The organism is Ruminococcus sp. 210702-SL.1.03, from assembly GCF_020559915.1.
Lineage (GTDB): Bacteria > Bacillota > Clostridia > Oscillospirales > Ruminococcaceae > YE71.
Map to the genome: position 1 here is coordinate 111273 of NZ_JAJCLZ010000007.1, position 14790 is coordinate 126062.

The 14790-nt window shown below is 50.7% G+C and carries 14 protein-coding genes; 11 read left to right on the plus strand and 3 right to left on the minus strand.

The window, feature by feature from the left end:
• Nucleotides 1-69 precede the first annotated feature (69 nt).
• The 4 genes from LI114_RS05745 to LI114_RS05760 all read left to right on the plus strand — a co-directional run bounded on the left by LI114_RS05745 (nt 70) and on the right by LI114_RS05760 (nt 4135).
• A complete protein-coding gene (locus LI114_RS05745) occupies nt 70-1524 on the plus strand; it encodes a hypothetical protein (RefSeq protein ID WP_022127511.1) in 1455 nt (484 codons plus the stop codon).
• Nucleotides 1525-1646: 122 nt separating this feature from the next.
• A complete protein-coding gene (locus LI114_RS05750) occupies nt 1647-2615 on the plus strand; it encodes a carbohydrate ABC transporter permease (RefSeq protein ID WP_227219848.1) in 969 nt (322 codons plus the stop codon).
• A gap of 18 nt (nt 2616-2633) precedes the next feature.
• On the plus strand, nt 2634-3524 hold the full coding sequence (locus LI114_RS05755; protein ID WP_227219849.1) for a carbohydrate ABC transporter permease: 891 nt from the start codon (nt 2634-2636) through the stop codon (nt 3522-3524).
• A gap of 131 nt (nt 3525-3655) precedes the next feature.
• Nucleotides 3656-4135 carry a hypothetical protein gene (locus LI114_RS05760; protein WP_022127514.1) on the plus strand — a complete coding sequence of 160 codons (480 nt, stop codon included), beginning with the start codon at nt 3656-3658 and terminating at the stop codon, nt 4133-4135.
• Nucleotides 4136-4176: 41 nt separating this feature from the next.
• Here LI114_RS05760 and LI114_RS05765 read toward each other — a convergent pair whose 3' ends face one another.
• Nucleotides 4177-4710 (minus strand): stage V sporulation T C-terminal domain-containing protein, encoded by a 534-nt coding sequence (locus LI114_RS05765; RefSeq protein WP_227219850.1) that lies wholly within the window; start codon nt 4708-4710, stop codon nt 4177-4179.
• A gap of 243 nt (nt 4711-4953) precedes the next feature.
• Between LI114_RS05765 and LI114_RS05770 the strand changes: the two genes are divergently transcribed.
• The 3 genes from LI114_RS05770 to LI114_RS05780 are packed head-to-tail and all read left to right on the plus strand — an operon-like array spanning nt 4954 to nt 6849.
• Nucleotides 4954-5853 (plus strand): LysR family transcriptional regulator, encoded by a 900-nt coding sequence (locus LI114_RS05770; RefSeq protein ID WP_227219851.1) that lies wholly within the window; start codon nt 4954-4956, stop codon nt 5851-5853.
• Nucleotides 5850-6140 carry a putative quinol monooxygenase gene (locus tag LI114_RS05775; RefSeq protein WP_227219852.1) on the plus strand — a complete coding sequence of 97 codons (291 nt, stop codon included), beginning with the start codon at nt 5850-5852 and terminating at the stop codon, nt 6138-6140. The genes LI114_RS05770 and LI114_RS05775 overlap by 4 nt, the downstream gene beginning before the upstream one ends.
• A 31-nt stretch (nt 6141-6171) precedes the next feature.
• Entirely contained in the window at nt 6172-6849 is a 678-nt protein-coding gene (locus tag LI114_RS05780; protein WP_227219853.1) for a DUF6198 family protein, read from the plus strand.
• 83 nt (nt 6850-6932) lie between these two features.
• On the opposite strand, the gene LI114_RS05785 is transcribed toward LI114_RS05780, so the two are convergent.
• Nucleotides 6933-8273, minus strand: a complete 1341-nt coding sequence (locus tag LI114_RS05785) for a DUF2130 domain-containing protein (RefSeq protein WP_227219854.1) — start codon at nt 8271-8273, stop codon at nt 6933-6935.
• A 120-nt stretch (nt 8274-8393) separates the two neighbouring features.
• Nucleotides 8394-9380 (minus strand): C40 family peptidase, encoded by a 987-nt coding sequence (locus LI114_RS05790; protein ID WP_227219855.1) that lies wholly within the window; start codon nt 9378-9380, stop codon nt 8394-8396.
• A 408-nt stretch (nt 9381-9788) separates the two neighbouring features.
• Between LI114_RS05790 and hrcA the strand changes: the two genes are divergently transcribed.
• The 4 genes from hrcA (at nt 9789) to dnaJ (ending at nt 14612) form a co-directional block, all read left to right on the plus strand.
• Complete coding sequence (gene hrcA / locus LI114_RS05795; RefSeq protein ID WP_227219856.1) at nt 9789-10832, plus strand: heat-inducible transcriptional repressor HrcA; 1044 nt, start codon at nt 9789-9791, stop codon at nt 10830-10832.
• Nucleotides 10819-11394 carry a nucleotide exchange factor GrpE gene (locus LI114_RS05800; RefSeq protein ID WP_227219857.1) on the plus strand — a complete coding sequence of 192 codons (576 nt, stop codon included), beginning with the start codon at nt 10819-10821 and terminating at the stop codon, nt 11392-11394. The genes hrcA and LI114_RS05800 overlap by 14 nt, the downstream gene beginning before the upstream one ends.
• Nucleotides 11395-11484: 90 nt before the next feature.
• Nucleotides 11485-13359 (plus strand): molecular chaperone DnaK, encoded by a 1875-nt coding sequence (gene dnaK, locus LI114_RS05805; RefSeq protein ID WP_227219858.1) that lies wholly within the window; start codon nt 11485-11487, stop codon nt 13357-13359.
• A gap of 86 nt (nt 13360-13445) precedes the next feature.
• The gene (dnaJ, locus tag LI114_RS05810) at nt 13446-14612 is read left to right on the plus strand and encodes a molecular chaperone DnaJ (RefSeq protein WP_227219859.1); all 1167 of its coding nucleotides are present in this window, start codon (nt 13446-13448) and stop codon (nt 14610-14612) included.
• Nucleotides 14613-14790 lie beyond the last annotated feature (178 nt).

The following is a 14790-nucleotide window of genomic DNA, read 5'->3' on the forward strand; positions in this document are numbered from 1 at the left end:
TTAGCACGAAGCAAAAACGCTTCGGTAATGATATTTAATTGTAATGCAACTTTAAGGAGGAAATTTATTATGACAAAGCTTAAAAGAATTCTTGCCGGCTCGCTTGCACTCTGCATGGCAGGCTCGATGCTTACCGCTTGCGGCGGCGATGACAGCTCTAAGAGCGATTCCAAGGCAGCAGACAACGCCAGCAAGGCAGGCGGAAATACTGCTACCCCCGTTGACGACGCTGACATCCCTGCGGCTGACAGCCTCGTAAACACCGGTAAGAAGTACAACATCTATGTTTGGAACACCGAGTTCAAGGAGAGATTTGAGACCTACTACTGGCCTAACAGAGATGAAGCTCTTTGGGACGGCGTAGAAGTAAACTGGGTAACCAACTCTAACGAAGGCAACGTTTACCAGACCAAGCTTGACGAAGCTATCTCCGGACAGAACGACGCTAAGGACGATGACAAGATCGATATGTTCCTCGTAGAGGCTGACTACGCTCTGAAGTATGTAGATTCCGACATCTGCCTCGATGTAAGAAAAGAAGTTGGTATCTCTGAGAGCGATACTGCTAACCAGTACAAGTATACTCAGGACGTTATGACCGACAGCAACGGTATCCTCAAGGGTCTTTCTTGGCAGGCTACTCCGGGTCTGTTCCTCTACAACGCTGACTACGCTAAGGACGTTCTCGGAACTGACGATCCTGAAGAAGTACAGGCTATGCTCTCTGACTGGGATAAGTTCAACGATGTAGCTGCTAAGATGCAGGAAAAGGGCATCGCAATGGTTTCCGGTTTCGATGATACATACAGATGCTTCTCCAACACCGTTTCTTCTCCTTGGGTAACTGACGGAAAGATCACCATCGATCCTCAGATCTCCGCATGGGTTGATCAGACTAAGGACTACACCGATAAGGGCTACAACAACAAGACCTCCCTTTGGGACGATGCTTGGAAGGCCGGTCAGAAGATCGACGGTAAGACCTTCGGTTACTTCTTCTCTACTTGGGGCATTCCTTTCACCCTGCTGCCTAACACTCTTGATAAGTCTGTTGACGACGGTGGTAAGGAAGAAGAAGGCAACGGCGGCTACGGCAAGTGGAGAGCTTGCGCTGGTCCTCAGGCTTACTTCTGGGGCGGCACATGGATCTGCGGCGCTTACGGTTCTGACAACATTGCTATCACCCGCGACATCATGCTGAAGCTGACTTGCGATACCGACATCATGAAGAAGATCACCGAAGAGCAGCAGGATTACACCAACAACAAGGAAGCTATCAAGCAGCTCATCGACGGCGGCTACAGCAATGCGTTCCTCGGCGGACAGGATCACCTCTCGCTCCTTACCGAGGCTGCTGACAACATCGACCTGAGCAACAAGCTTTCCGCTTACGACCAGGGCTGCAACGAGCAGTTCCAGGCTGCAATGAAGGACTACTTCCTCGGCAACGTAACTTATGATGAAGCTCTTGAGAACTTCAAGAAGAACATCACTAACGTTTACAGCACTCTGACCATGGACTAATTCATAAAAGAGCATTACAATGTAAATAAATGAAGATGGGGGGCGGAGGTAATCCTCTCCCCGTTTTTATTTCTCTTTTTAAATTTACCAATACTTAATTTGAAAATTGCAGGTGAAAATTCATGAAAAGAAAAAGTATTAGCTACGCGAAGTGGGGCTATATTTTCCTTATTCCCTTCTTTTTAGTATATGCTGTTTTCTCCTTAGCACCTTTGATCCAGACGTTTTATTACAGCTTCATTGATTACAGTGTAAATACGGGCGCGGTAGCGAGCGTAAGAAATCCTGTACCTGCTGCTGACAACGTAGTAAACAACGGCTTCTGCGGATTTAAGAACTACTCCAGCGTTATCGGAAACGGCGGTATATTTACCGAGTCTCTGATAAACACCATGATCCTTTGGCTCATCGGATTTATCCCGCAGATAATCTTCTCTCTGCTGCTCGCGGTTTGGTTCACCGATATTAGACTCAGGCTCAAGGCTCAGGGATTTTTCAAGACCGTTATCTACCTGCCTAACGTTATCATGGCTTCGGCTCTTTCGCTGCTTTTCTATTCGCTCTTTACTCAGGGCGGCGCGATGTACGAGCTGATCTATAACATTACCGGCAACGAGCAGTCTTGGCTGAATACCGCAGGCGGTTCGCGCGTGGTAGTTGGATTTATCAACTTCATGATGTGGTACGGCAACACTACCATACTCCTCATGGCAGCTATCATGGGTATAGATACTTCGCTGTATGAAGCAGCTCAGATCGACGGTGCAAACCCCAGCCAGACATTCTGGCAGATCACTATTCCGCTTATCAAGCCTATTCTGGCTTACGTTCTCGTAACATCTATGATAGGCGGTCTGCAGATGTACGACGTACCTTACATCATCGGCGGCAAGGCGGGCGGCGCTAACGGCAAACTTATGACCGTAGTTTCGCAGATACAGCAGGGTAAAAACTCGGCTGTCGGCAATGTTGCTGCACTTTCTGTACTTGTATTCATCGTTTCCGCTATCCTCGGCTTCATAACTCTTAAAGTTATGGACGATAAGAGCGTAAAGACAAGATACAACAAAAAGAAAAAGAAGAAAGCTTAATTTAGGAGGTTATGTTTTATGGCACGAATCGAAGGCGTAGCCGGCACTACTGACAGCCGGACCGCACTTACTGTAAGAAGAGTCATAGCATATGTCGTTCTGATTTTGCTTGTAATAATTTCTCTTCTTCCTTTCTATCTGCTTATAATCAATGCTACCAGAGGTAAAGTTCAGACAGGCTTGCAGTTTTACCCCGGCAAGGCGCTCGGCGGAAACTTCAAGACACTTTTGTCTGAGAATTATAAACAGACCTACGGCGATTTCTTCCGCTCGTTTGCAAACAGCTTGATAATCGCTGCATTCACCACGGTACTTTCCGTATACTTCTCTGCTCTGACAGCATATGCTATCCATGTATATGACTTCAAGCTGAAAAAGATAGCGCACACATTCATCCTTATAGTTATGATGGTTCCTACTCAGGCTTCGGCTATCGGTCTTTACAGAATGCTGAAGAACATGAACCTGCTCGACAGCTACATTCCGCTGATCGTGCCCGCTGTTGCGGCTCCTGCCGTATACTTCTTCATGATCCAGTACATGGCTTCATCGCTGCCGCTGGAGATCGTTGAAGCAGCCCGAATAGACGGCTGCGGCGAGTTTAGAACGTTCAATACCATTGTAACGCCAATACTCAAGCCGGCATTCGCCGTACAGGGCATATTCACATTCGTATCAAGCTGGAACAACCTCTTCATGCCTCAGATGATAATCGACACGGCTGAGAAGAAAACCATTCCTCTGATACTCCAGATAATGCGTGCAAACATTCAGTCGAACCCGATGGCTGCAAACGCAGGCGTTATGAACCTCTTCATGGTTCTCGCTATTCTGCCTGTTGTAGTTATCTACCTTATCCTTTCCAAGAACATTATTTCGGGCATAGCGCTCGGTTCTGTAAAGGGCTAATAAGTTCGCAAAACTTCAAAATCAAAGCCGTACTGCTCAGCGCGAGCGGTGCGGCTTTTTTGCGTGGGCTATTGAATATCGCTCCGAAGTGTGGTATAATATAGACAGATATTGATAAGGAGAGCTGAGCTATGCTTACAAAAATATTATCCCGTGCCGAGTGTGCAAAATGTCAGATTTGCTGTTCGTTCGACAGCTACGACCTCTGGGAAACGCCCGTGATAACCGACGAGGTGCAGAGTTTGGCGCTTGAGATTGCGCCGCAACAGAAGTTTTCATACGCGAGCGGGGCGCGGCTTTTTCGTATGGAGCGCGAGCCGGACGAAGACCTCTATTTCTGTCCGATGCTCGACCGTAAAAAGGGATGTATGCTGGGTGAGAACAAGCCTTTCGACTGTCGCATATGGCCGCTGAGGGTGATGGATTTCGAGGGCAGGCGCGTCATCGTGCTTTCGCCGGTATGTCCGACAGTTTTCAAGAAGCCGGTAGAGGAAGTGAAAGCGCTGGCAGACGAGCTTGCGCCGCGGATATTTGCCGAAGCGGACAAAACTCCCGAGATGGTAAAGCCGTACATATCGGGCTACGTAATACTCACAGTAGAGAAGAAATGAAAAACGGGACTGCTCCTGACAACGGGTGCAGTCCCAAATTTTTACCCCTCGATCTGTTTGCCGAGAAACATCGCGGCGGTCTTTGCGAGAAGCAGGTGCTGGTCGGCTGGCTGAGTGATCTCATCGGTAGCGAGAAAGGTGACCGCGCCGACAATATCGCCCGCGGAGATGATGGGCGCGGCGGCGAGCGCAAGGCTATCCATACCCTCGATGGGGCGGAGTGAAGCGCCGTCCTCAGCGAAAAAAGTCTTGCGGCTTTCGAGCAGGTCTTCGAGCGCGGGGGAAATGCGGCGTTCGGCATATTCCTTTTTCTGTATGCCCGAAACGGCGACAACGTGGTCGCGGTCGAAAATGACAGCGGGCGCGCCGCCCAGCCGCGCGATGACCTCGCAAGCCTCAGCGGCGTTTTCAAGCTCGTTTACGGGGCTGTATTTCTTAAAAATGACCTCGCTTTCGGGGCCGGTGTAGATCTCGAGGGGGTCGCCCTCGCGTATCCTCATCGTTCGCCTGATCTCTTTAGGTATAACGACCCTGCCGAGGTCGTCGATGCGGCGCACTATTCCGGTAGCTTTCATATTTGTAACCTCCAATATGCTTGTTAAATGCAGTAATATTATTTGCAAAGAAAGGGTATTTATGCAGAAAAAAAGCGGAGCGCTTTGTTGACGAATTTGCGATATGCAGGGCGATCCGCGTTTATTTTCTATTTTTTTATAATATTTGATAGAAAATCTTAATAATTATCGATATAATATATAGACGTTATCTATAATGAAAGGAAAGCCGAATAATAAAACATTTTCGGACGCTTTACATCTATGAATTTAGACTATTTGAGATATTTTGTAAAATTGGCGAAGGTTCGCCACTACACCCGCGCGGCAGAACAGCTCGGCATTTCTCAGCCCAGTTTGAGCCATGCGATCAGCCAGATCGAGGCGGAGCTTGGCGTGCCGCTTTTTGAAAAATCGGGCAGGAATACCATACTCACACGCTTTGGCGAGGAATTTTTGCGGTGCGCGGAAAATTCGCTAAGCGTACTGGACGCGGGCATAGAAACGCTTCAGCGGTACGGCAGGGGAGAGGGCGTGATACGGCTCGGCTTTATACGGCCGCTCGGCGTTGACTATATCCCGAAGCTGACGGCTGACTTTTTGGCGGCGGACGGCGGGCAGGCGCAGTTCAGCTTTCACAGCGGGCTGACTTGTGAGCTGTTGGAAGACCTCGTTCAGCGCAAGTACGATTTTGTGTTTTGCTCCGAGCCTGACTCCGCGCTCGGGCTAACCGCGACGCCTGTCGATTCGCAGGAGCTTGTCGTTATCGTGCCGAAAGATCACCCGCTGGCAGAGCGCGAAAGCGTCAGCCTTATCGACACGCTGCCGTACCCCGCTGTGTATTTCGCCGAGGGTTCGGGTCTGCGCGGGCTGATAGACCGTATGTATGAAAGCATTGGCGGCAAGCCCGTCGCCGCGGCGGAAACTGAGGAGGACGAGGTCATCGCGGGGCTGGTCGCTTCGGGCTTCGGCACGGCGGTAGTCCCGTACATGGATATGCTCGAAAAGCTGAATGTGAAGATCTTAAAGATCACCGACCCGCCATACTCAAGGAAATTCTACATGGTGGAAAACGACTCGGCGTTTGTCACAACGGCGGCGCAGCGCTTCCGCAGTTTTGTGCTTGGCAGGACGTCGGAGTTGCAGAAAGGTGGCGCGAAATGAAAGAGATAATGCTTCTTGTGACGTACAAATTAAAGCCGCAGGCGCGGGAGTATTTTCTCGGCGAAGTCGCGGCGGCAGAGATACTGCAAAAGACCTGCCGCGAGGATGGCGCTCTGCGGTATGATTACTATTTGAGCGCGGCTGACGCGGACGCGGTCTTGCTTGTGGAGCGTTGGAGATCTGCCGAAGCGCAGTCGGCGCATTTGCAGACGGCGCATATCGCCGAGCTGAAAAGGATAAAGGAAAAGTACGTTCTCGAAACGGTTGTCGAGAAATTTGAAATGTAAGTTAAGGATATGGAAAGGTCGCGAAAAGGGAATGGAAAGTAAAATAACTTTTAGGGGCGAGGCGGCGCTGGTGCTGGCAGTTATCATAAACAGTTTCGGCGTGGTGCTGATGCTGTATTCGGGCGCGGGCATTTCGGCGATCTCGAGCGTGCCGTACGCTTTTTCCGAGGTGCTGCCGAAGCTCACGCTGGGCACTTGGACATACATATTTCAAGGGCTGCTGGTGCTCACGCTGATGATAATGCGGCGCAAATTCGTGCCCTCGTACCTCTTTAGCTTTGTGGTGGGCTTTGTGTTCGGCGAGCTGCTCGATTTTTACGAGTGGTGGATACATCTGCTGCCGTACAATGTGACGATGCGCATAGTTTATTTTGTGGTGAGCTACCTTGTTATATGCGTGGGGATAGCGCTTTCAAACCGCTGCGGTCTGCCGATAATCCCTACCGACCTTTTCCCGCGCGAGCTTTCTGACATCACGCGCGTGAAATATTCGCGGATAAAGATCGGCTTCGACATCACCTGTCTTGCTGTAACGGCGGGGCTGACGTTTTTCTGTCTGGGTCACATCAAGGGTTTGGGCATCGGCACGGTGCTCGCGGCTTTCACGATGGGCAAGGGAATTGCGCTGATAGGCGGGGTTATCGACAAAAAATTCACTTTTGCGAATTTCCTCACGGCGAGAAAAAACGTTTCGGCGGTCAATAGTTAAGTAGAATTTTACAAATATCCTCCAAAAACGAAAAATGCAGACGCTTTCTTGCAACGTCTGCATTTTTTTCGTATTAAAATAGTTCACTTGCCCTCGTGAAGCTCGCGGAATTTCTCTGCAATGGCGGGGCTGTTTTTCGTCAGCTTTTTTACCGAGAGGTCGTCGAGCTTGTTGTTCGCGGCGGTGAGGTGCTTGTTTGAGATGGTGAGGTTCTCTTTCACCTTTTCCAGATTTTTGATAGCGTTGTCGATAGCTTTTACAGCGTCCTCAAAGCGCTTGCTCGCGTCAACGTAGTTTTTCGCGAAGCCCGCCTTGAAAGCTTCAACGTTCTGCTCGAAAAGCTCTAAGTCCATGTTCTCGTTCTTTACGCGCGCAAGCTCCGCCTTGTACGCCATAGAGTTCATCGCGGCGTTGCGCAGCAGGCTTATCATCGGTATGAAAAACTGCGGGCGGATAACGTACATTTTCTCATAGCGGTAGCTTACGTCCACGATGCCGGTGTTGTAAAGCTCACTGTCAGGCTCTAGCAGCGTTACCAATATCGCGTACTCACAGTGCTTTTCGCAGCGGTCTTTATCAAGTTCTTTAAAGAAATGCTCATTCTTTTTCTTGGTCGAGGTCGTGTCCTGCTCGTTTTTCATCTCGAACATTATCGAGATCACCTCGTTGCCCTCTTCGTCGCATTCGCGGAAGATGAAATCGCCCTTGCTGCCAGAGGAGGCGTCGTTGTCCTTCTCGAAATACGCGTTGCGGAAAGCCGTAGCGCGCAGGCGGTCGAACTCGGTAAGGCAGTGCTGCTCGAGCGTTTCGCCGACCATTTTGGTAGAAAGCTTCGATTTCAGATCTTTGTAATACTCGATGACTTCGTCTTTGCCTTTCAGTTCGGCGGTCAGCGAAGCTATCTCTTTTCCGCGCTCAGCCTCTATCGCGGACACGGCTTTCTGCACTTCAAGCTCTTTTTCCGTATCTTTGCCCTTCATCTGCGCCTCGAGCTGTACTATGCGTGCGTCTTTATCGGAAATGCTGCGGCTGAGGGCTTCGCGTTCGGCTGTGAAGCCGGCTCGCAGCTTGTCCTCGCTCTCTTTTACGGCGAGGGCGCGGGCGGTGTCGCCGTTTTTCAGCATAGCTTTCAGCTCGGCTATCTGCCGCTCCTGCTCGGCGATGCGTGCGTTCAGGCTCTCTTTATCGGCGGCAAGCTTGGCGTTCGCTTCCGCTTTCAGCTTGTCTATCTCGCGGTCTTTTTCGGTGAGCCTGCCCGCGAACTGCAATTCCGCGACCTTTTGCACGTTCTGCCGCTCTTCGGCGACCCTTTCGTTCAGCTCGCGCGAAAATTCCGCCGAGCGCACCTGCTCCAGTATAGCGGAATAGCCCTGCTCGTCAACCTTGAATACTTCCCCGCATTTGGGGCACTTTATTTCAGACATTTGATTACCTCCTGCGATATGCAATAAGCAAAGTATAAGCTCCATTTCCAATATTATACTACAAATCCCCGCAGGTGTCAAGCAAAAAGCGCGCCGACTTTTTCAGCCTGCGCGCCTGTATCACTGTATTATTCTTCTTACGGTATCAACGTGATAGTATTGCAGATAGCTTATCGGCTGAACTTTTATGCCGTCGCGCTGGTTCATGGCGTGTACCATTTTGCCGTTGCCGATGTACAACCCGACGTGCGACCTGTAATTCATTATAATAAGGTCGCCCGGCTTCATCGAGCGCACGCTTACCGCCTTGCCCAGCGTCGACTGATACGCCACGCTGTGCGGGATATATCTGCCGATCTGCTGGTAGCAAAGCATCGTCAGTCCTGAGCAGTCAGTTCTGCGGAACTGCTCCGCGCCCCATACATATGCGCCGCCGTTCATCGAAGCGCCGTATGTGCTGACTATCTTGCGCTGAGCGGTAACGCTGTTTGCCCTTACGCAGTCGGCGGATCTAGCGTAAAAGCCCTCGTTCGTGCCCGAGCATATTCGTATGTACTTGCCCTTGAAAGTCGCCGCAGGCTTGCCCGATATCGGCACGCCCGAAGAAGTCACGAGCGAGCCCTCGGTGTACTCGGCGCTCTGTATAAATTTCTTGCCGCGCATCTTTCCTCCGCTGAGTTTGTAGAGCTTTGCGCCGCTCATTATTTTATAGTATGTGCAGCTCGCCGTGCGAACCTTTATCGAAGCCTCGGGCAGCTCGACCCTGCCGACGCTGGGCGCTACTTTAATAGTATATGCGGTGGAGGGCTTTAGCCAAGTCGCACCGTTGTAAATATTTATCACCTTAGCCGACGAAGCCTTTATCGTCTTGAGCTTGCGCCCGCTGACGTAAATATCGAACTTCGTGCCCACGGGGTACTCGGCGTAATTTTCCGTGCTTATCGCGATCCTGTCGGCGTAAACTGCGTATACCGAAAGCTTCGGCTGACTGATGTCAGTCTGCGAACTATCCGCAAAAGCGGTCGAAGGCAGACAGCCGAGCGCCAGCGCCAATGTGCATACTGCCGCCGCGGCACGGCTTATAATTTTTCTTAATTTGCGTATCATAATTAAAAATATCCCCTTAGTTAGCAAGATTTTTTTCTTTCTCTTGTCCATAATTGATATTATACCACAAATATACAGCGGTTGTAAACGTTTTGGGAAAAAGTTTGTAGCCTTGCAGTAATTTCTGTAACCGCTCTGTAATTTATATGTACCGAATGCACAAAATATTTTCCTATATATGGTTAAAAAGGCGGCGAAGTATGGTTAAAATGTCTAAACGGTTTGCTATCGGGCAGACAATTGTGAAAAGTGCATAAAAAGATGGGTGAAAAAGCCGCGAAATTTGTTGCTGATTTTTGAAAAAGCCCCTTGACAACGCCGCGAAAAAGGTATAAACTATAATTAGCACTCAAGGAGATGGAGTGCTAACACTCAGCAATCAAAAGTGCTAAAGGAGGCGTACATTAAATGGACAGCCGTAAGCTGAAAATATTGCAGGCGGTTGTAGACGAATATATCGTTACAGGCGAGCCTGTAGGCTCAAAGGCGATAATGAAACACGTCAAAGCCTCTTCGGCAACTATACGAAATGAGATGGCAGAGCTTGAAAAGCAGGGCTACTTAGAGCAGCCGCACACATCGGCGGGCAGAGTTCCGACATACAGCGGTTACAGAATGTACGTCGATACGCTTATGGAGCGCGATCCGCTTACAGATGAGGAAAAGCGCAGGCTGGACGGAATGCTCGACGAGGACGCCGCTACTGAGGAGGAGCTGGTAAATTCAGCTTCGCTGGCGCTCTCGCAGCTTACGCAGTGCGCTTCGGTAGTAGCAAGCTCCGCACCGAAATTCTCGCTTATATCTAAGGTAGAGGTAATACCTACGGGAAAGCGTATGTACGTTATACTCATGATAACCTCTAACGGAAAGATCAAAAATAAGGTCTGCCGCTTAGAATTTGACTTGACGAACGAGCAGCTCGAGTTTTTCGATAACTATATGCAGGAAAACCTGACGGGCGTGCCGATAGACGAAATATCGGAAGAGACTTTTGAGAAGATAAAAACGGCTATGGGGGCGTACATGATGTCGCTCACGCCGCTGCTCAGCGGGCTGTTTTCGCTGGCTAAAGAGCTGAACGCGCAGGACATAATGCTGCGGGGCGAAAAAAATCTGCTGACCTGCAAAGATTTCGATCAGGGCGAGATAATTGATTTTCTTGATAACAGGCGCGAGATCGCGGGGTTCTTTAACGAGAGCTTCAGCGGCTTGCAGGTAAGCTTTTCGCCGGAAAACGATGATTTTGTGATACACAATTCCTCGATAATCACGGCGCCATATAAAAAAGGCAATAAGAACGCGGGAGCGCTGGGGCTTATCGGCCCGATGAGAATAGACTACGCGAAATTCATACCGTATCTTGAATATTTCTCACAGCGCATAACCGACCTGCTCTCTCAGCGGGAGGACGAAGCGGAAGAAACGGAGGAGGACGGCAATGGCGGTCAATAACGAAGAACTTGAAAAAGAGATCAAAGAAGAAACCAACGAAGCTGAAAAGACAGAAAAGGCAGAGGGCGCTGCTGAAAGCGCAGCCGAGCCTGAGGAAAAGAAGGAAGTAAAGGTAAAGACCGAGCGCGAGGCGCAGCTTGAAAAAGAGCTTGCCGAGCAGAAGGAAAAGTATTTAAGACTGATGGCCGAGTACGATAACTACCGCAAGCGCACCGCAAAGCAGCAGCTTGAAACGCGCGAAGCGGCGGTGGGCGACACGGTGTTGAAAGTTCTCGCGATATACGACAATTTTGAGAGAGCGGTGGCTACCGAATCGCAGGATGAAAAGTACAAGGCGGGCGTTGAGATGATATTCAAGCAGTTCACCGCAGCGCTGGAAAAGATGAACGTTACCGTTATCGACCCGACGGGCGAGCCTTTCGACCCCGCGGTTGCAAACGCCGTGAGCCAGATAGAAGACCCCGAGCTAGGCGAGAACGTAGTAGCGCAGGTATTTGAAAAGGGCGTGAAGATAGGCGACAGACTTATCCGCTACCCGACGGTAGTAGTTGCGAACCCGTAGTAAAAAATAACGAACCGACATCAACTTTTACCCGCTAAGGACGGGTAAAGAAGAATATGATACATTATATAAAGGAAAGGTTGGATCTTTATGTCGAAGATTATTGGTATTGATTTAGGAACAACAAACTCTTGTGTAGCAGTAGTAGAAGGCGGAGAAGCCGTAGTTATCCCTAACAGCGAGGGTGCCAGAACCACCCCTTCGGTAGTAGGCGTTTCCAAGACGGGCGAAAGACTGGTAGGTCAGGTAGCCAAAAGACAGGCTGTTACAAACTACAAGGACACCGTAATTTCCATCAAGCGCCACATGGGCAGCGATTACAAGGCTACTATGGGCGGCAAGGAGTACACTCCGCAGGAGATCTCGGCTATGATACTCCAGAAGCTGAAGGCTGACGCTGAGAGCTATCTGGGCGAGAAGGTAACCGAAGCAGTTATCACAGTACCTGCATACTTCACCGACGCACAGCGTCAGGCAACCAAGGACGCAGGACAGATCGCAGGACTTAACGTAAGACGTATAATCAACGAGCCTACCGCAGCTGCGCTTTCTTACGGTATAGATAAGGAAGAAGACCAGAAGGTAATGGTATACGACCTCGGCGGCGGTACATTCGATGTATCCATCATCGAGATGGGCGACGGCGTTACCGAAGTTCTTGCTACCGCAGGCAACAACAGACTCGGCGGCGACGACTTCGACCAGCGCATAATCGACTGGATGGTAGAAGAGTTCAAGGCGCAGGAGGGTATAGACCTTTCTAAAGACCCGATGGCAATGCAGAGATTAAAGACAGAGGCTGAGCTGAGAAAGATAGAGCTTTCTTCCACCGCTTCCACAACTATCAGCCTGCCTTACATCACTGTAGCGGCTGACGGCCCGAAGCACCTCGAGCTGACCCTTACTCAGGCTAAGTTCAACCAGATGACCGCAGACCTCGTAGAAAAGACTATGGGCCCTGTACGCCAGGCGCTCTCTGACTCGGGACTTTCGGTAAACGACCTCAACAAGGTACTGATGGTAGGCGGTTCTTCGAGAATACCTGCTGTACAGGAAGCTGTAAAGAACCTCATCGGCAAAGAGCCTTTCAAGGGCATCAACCCTGATGAGTGCGTAGCTCTCGGCGCTGCATATCAGGGCGGCATCCTCGGCGGCGACGTTGAAAACGGTCTGCTGCTGCTCGACGTAACTCCGCTTTCGCTGAGCATCGAGACCGCAGGCGGCATCGCTACCAAGATGATCGAGAGAAACACCACTATACCTACCAAGAAAACTCAGACATTCTCGACTTATGCGGATAACCAGACCGCAGTTGATATAAACGTTCTGCAGGGCGAGCGTGAGTTCGCTAAGGACAACAAGCAGCTCGGTATGTTCAGACTGGACGGCATCGCACCCGCACCAAGAGGAATCCCCCAGATCGAAGTTACTTTCGATATTGACGCGAACGGCATAGTACACGTTTCGGCTAAAGACCTCGGCACGGGCAAGGAGCAGAACATCACCATCACTTCTTCCACCAATATGTCGAAGGACGATATTGACAAGGCTGTAAAGGAAGCGGAAGCATACGCTGCTGAGGACAAGAAGAAGAAGGACGAGGTAGACGCAAGAAACGCTGCCGACCAGATGGTATTCCAGTGCGAGAAGTCGCTGAACGATTTTGGCGATAAGGTACCCGCCAACGACAAGGCTGAGGTAGAGAGCAAGATAACTGCCGTAAAGGAAGCGCTCAAGGGCACTGACATCGAGGCTATCAAGAACGCCAGCAAGGAGCTGGAAGAATCCTTCCAGAAGGTAGCTACCACCGTATATCAGCAGGCTGCTGCGGCACAGCAGGCGGCAGGCGGCGCTCAGGGCTTTGACCCCAACAACATGGGCGGCATGAATGGCATGAACAACGGCGGAGCACAGGGCGGCTCTAACGGCGGCGACGATGTAGTAGACGCTGAGTTTACTGACTAATATCTAATGCAGTATAATAAATTTCCCATGGCGGACGGCGGCGGACAAAGCTGCCGTCCTCTAATGGGTTAAAGAGGGGTTCAGATATGGCGAATGAAAACAAGAGAGATTACTACGAAGTTCTGGGAATTGATAAAAGCGCAAGCCAGGACGATATAAAAAAGGCGTTCCGCAAGCAGGCAAGGCTTTATCACCCCGACCTGCACCCCGACGACAAGGAAGCGGAGGCAAAATTCAAGGAAGTAAACGAAGCTTACGAGGTGCTTTCGGACGCTGATAAGAAAGCGAAGTACGACCAGTTCGGCTTCGCGGGGGTAGACCCCAATTACGGCGCGGGCGCGGGCGCAGGCGGATTTGGAGGATTTTCGGGATTCTCAGGCGGCTTCGGCGGCGGAGTGGACGATATACTCAACGCATTTTTCGGCGGCGGATCATCTTCGCGCAGGGCAGACCCTAACGCGCCAAGACGCGGCGAGGACATAGAGTCTACTATAACGCTCGACTTCATGGACGCCTGCAAGGGTTGCCAGACTACCGTACAGGTAAACCGTATGGAGCACTGCAAGGAGTGTGGCGGCACGGGTGCGGCAAAGGGCAGCAGCAGAAAGACCTGCCCCGACTGCAACGGCAGCGGTACTGTAAGAATGACGCAGAACACGCCTTTCGGAAGCTTTGCACAAACGGCAAGATGCTCGCGCTGCGGCGGCAAGGGTACTATTATAGATAACCCGTGCCCGAGCTGTTCGGGACGCGGCAGAGTGCGCAATACTATTAAAAAGACCATCAACATACCTGCGGGCGTGTATGACGGTATGCAGCTGCGCATACGCAACGAGGGCAGCCAGGGCATAAACGGCGGCCCTGCAGGCGATCTGTATCTATCAGTAAGAGTGCGCAAAGACCCGATATTCGAGCGCCGCGATACTTACGACATATGGACGGAGATACCGCTGACATACGCTCAGGCAACGTTGGGCGCGCGTATAGAGGTGCCGACCATAGACGGCAAGCAGGAGTACGACGTGCCGGAGGGCACTCAGACGGGCACTGTGTTCCGCATGAGGGGCAAGGGCGTGCGCAAGGGCAACAGCGGCGAGCGCGGCGACCATTATGTAAAGGTGAACGTAGAGATACCGAAGGGACTGACGAAAGAACAGAAGGAGCTGCTGCGTAAGTTCGACGAATCGCTGGAGAACAAGAACTACAAAAAGCGCGGAACATTCTTCGACAAACTGAAAGAGAAATTCAAATAATAGCGAACAGCCCTGCGGGAAGCCGTGGGGCTCTTTTTTTGGACAGAAAAGAACAATATGACCAACGATGTTGAAACATGGCGAAAAGTTTTTATGCACCCCTACAAACCTGAGAAAAAAGCGAAAAAAGAGTTGACAAGAAGGAAAAAGAGTGATATAATAATAAAGCTGTCAGGGA

Coding starts and splice junctions, on each gene's coding strand:
- LI114_RS05745 (WP_022127511.1), top strand. CDS start 70: ATGACAAAGCTTAAAAGAATTCTTGCCGGCTCGCTTGCACTCTGCATG.
- LI114_RS05750 (WP_227219848.1), top strand. CDS start 1,647: ATGAAAAGAAAAAGTATTAGCTACGCGAAGTGGGGCTATATTTTCCTT.
- LI114_RS05755 (WP_227219849.1), top strand. CDS start 2,634: ATGGCACGAATCGAAGGCGTAGCCGGCACTACTGACAGCCGGACCGCA.
- LI114_RS05760 (WP_022127514.1), top strand. CDS start 3,656: ATGCTTACAAAAATATTATCCCGTGCCGAGTGTGCAAAATGTCAGATT.
- LI114_RS05765 (WP_227219850.1), bottom strand. CDS start 4,710: ATGAAAGCTACCGGAATAGTGCGCCGCATCGACGACCTCGGCAGGGTC.
- LI114_RS05770 (WP_227219851.1), top strand. CDS start 4,954: ATGAATTTAGACTATTTGAGATATTTTGTAAAATTGGCGAAGGTTCGC.
- LI114_RS05775 (WP_227219852.1), top strand. CDS start 5,850: ATGAAAGAGATAATGCTTCTTGTGACGTACAAATTAAAGCCGCAGGCG.
- LI114_RS05780 (WP_227219853.1), top strand. CDS start 6,172: ATGGAAAGTAAAATAACTTTTAGGGGCGAGGCGGCGCTGGTGCTGGCA.
- LI114_RS05785 (WP_227219854.1), bottom strand. CDS start 8,273: ATGTCTGAAATAAAGTGCCCCAAATGCGGGGAAGTATTCAAGGTTGAC.
- LI114_RS05790 (WP_227219855.1), bottom strand. CDS start 9,380: ATGATACGCAAATTAAGAAAAATTATAAGCCGTGCCGCGGCGGCAGTA.
- hrcA (WP_227219856.1), top strand. CDS start 9,789: ATGGACAGCCGTAAGCTGAAAATATTGCAGGCGGTTGTAGACGAATAT.
- LI114_RS05800 (WP_227219857.1), top strand. CDS start 10,819: ATGGCGGTCAATAACGAAGAACTTGAAAAAGAGATCAAAGAAGAAACC.
- dnaK (WP_227219858.1), top strand. CDS start 11,485: ATGTCGAAGATTATTGGTATTGATTTAGGAACAACAAACTCTTGTGTA.
- dnaJ (WP_227219859.1), top strand. CDS start 13,446: ATGGCGAATGAAAACAAGAGAGATTACTACGAAGTTCTGGGAATTGAT.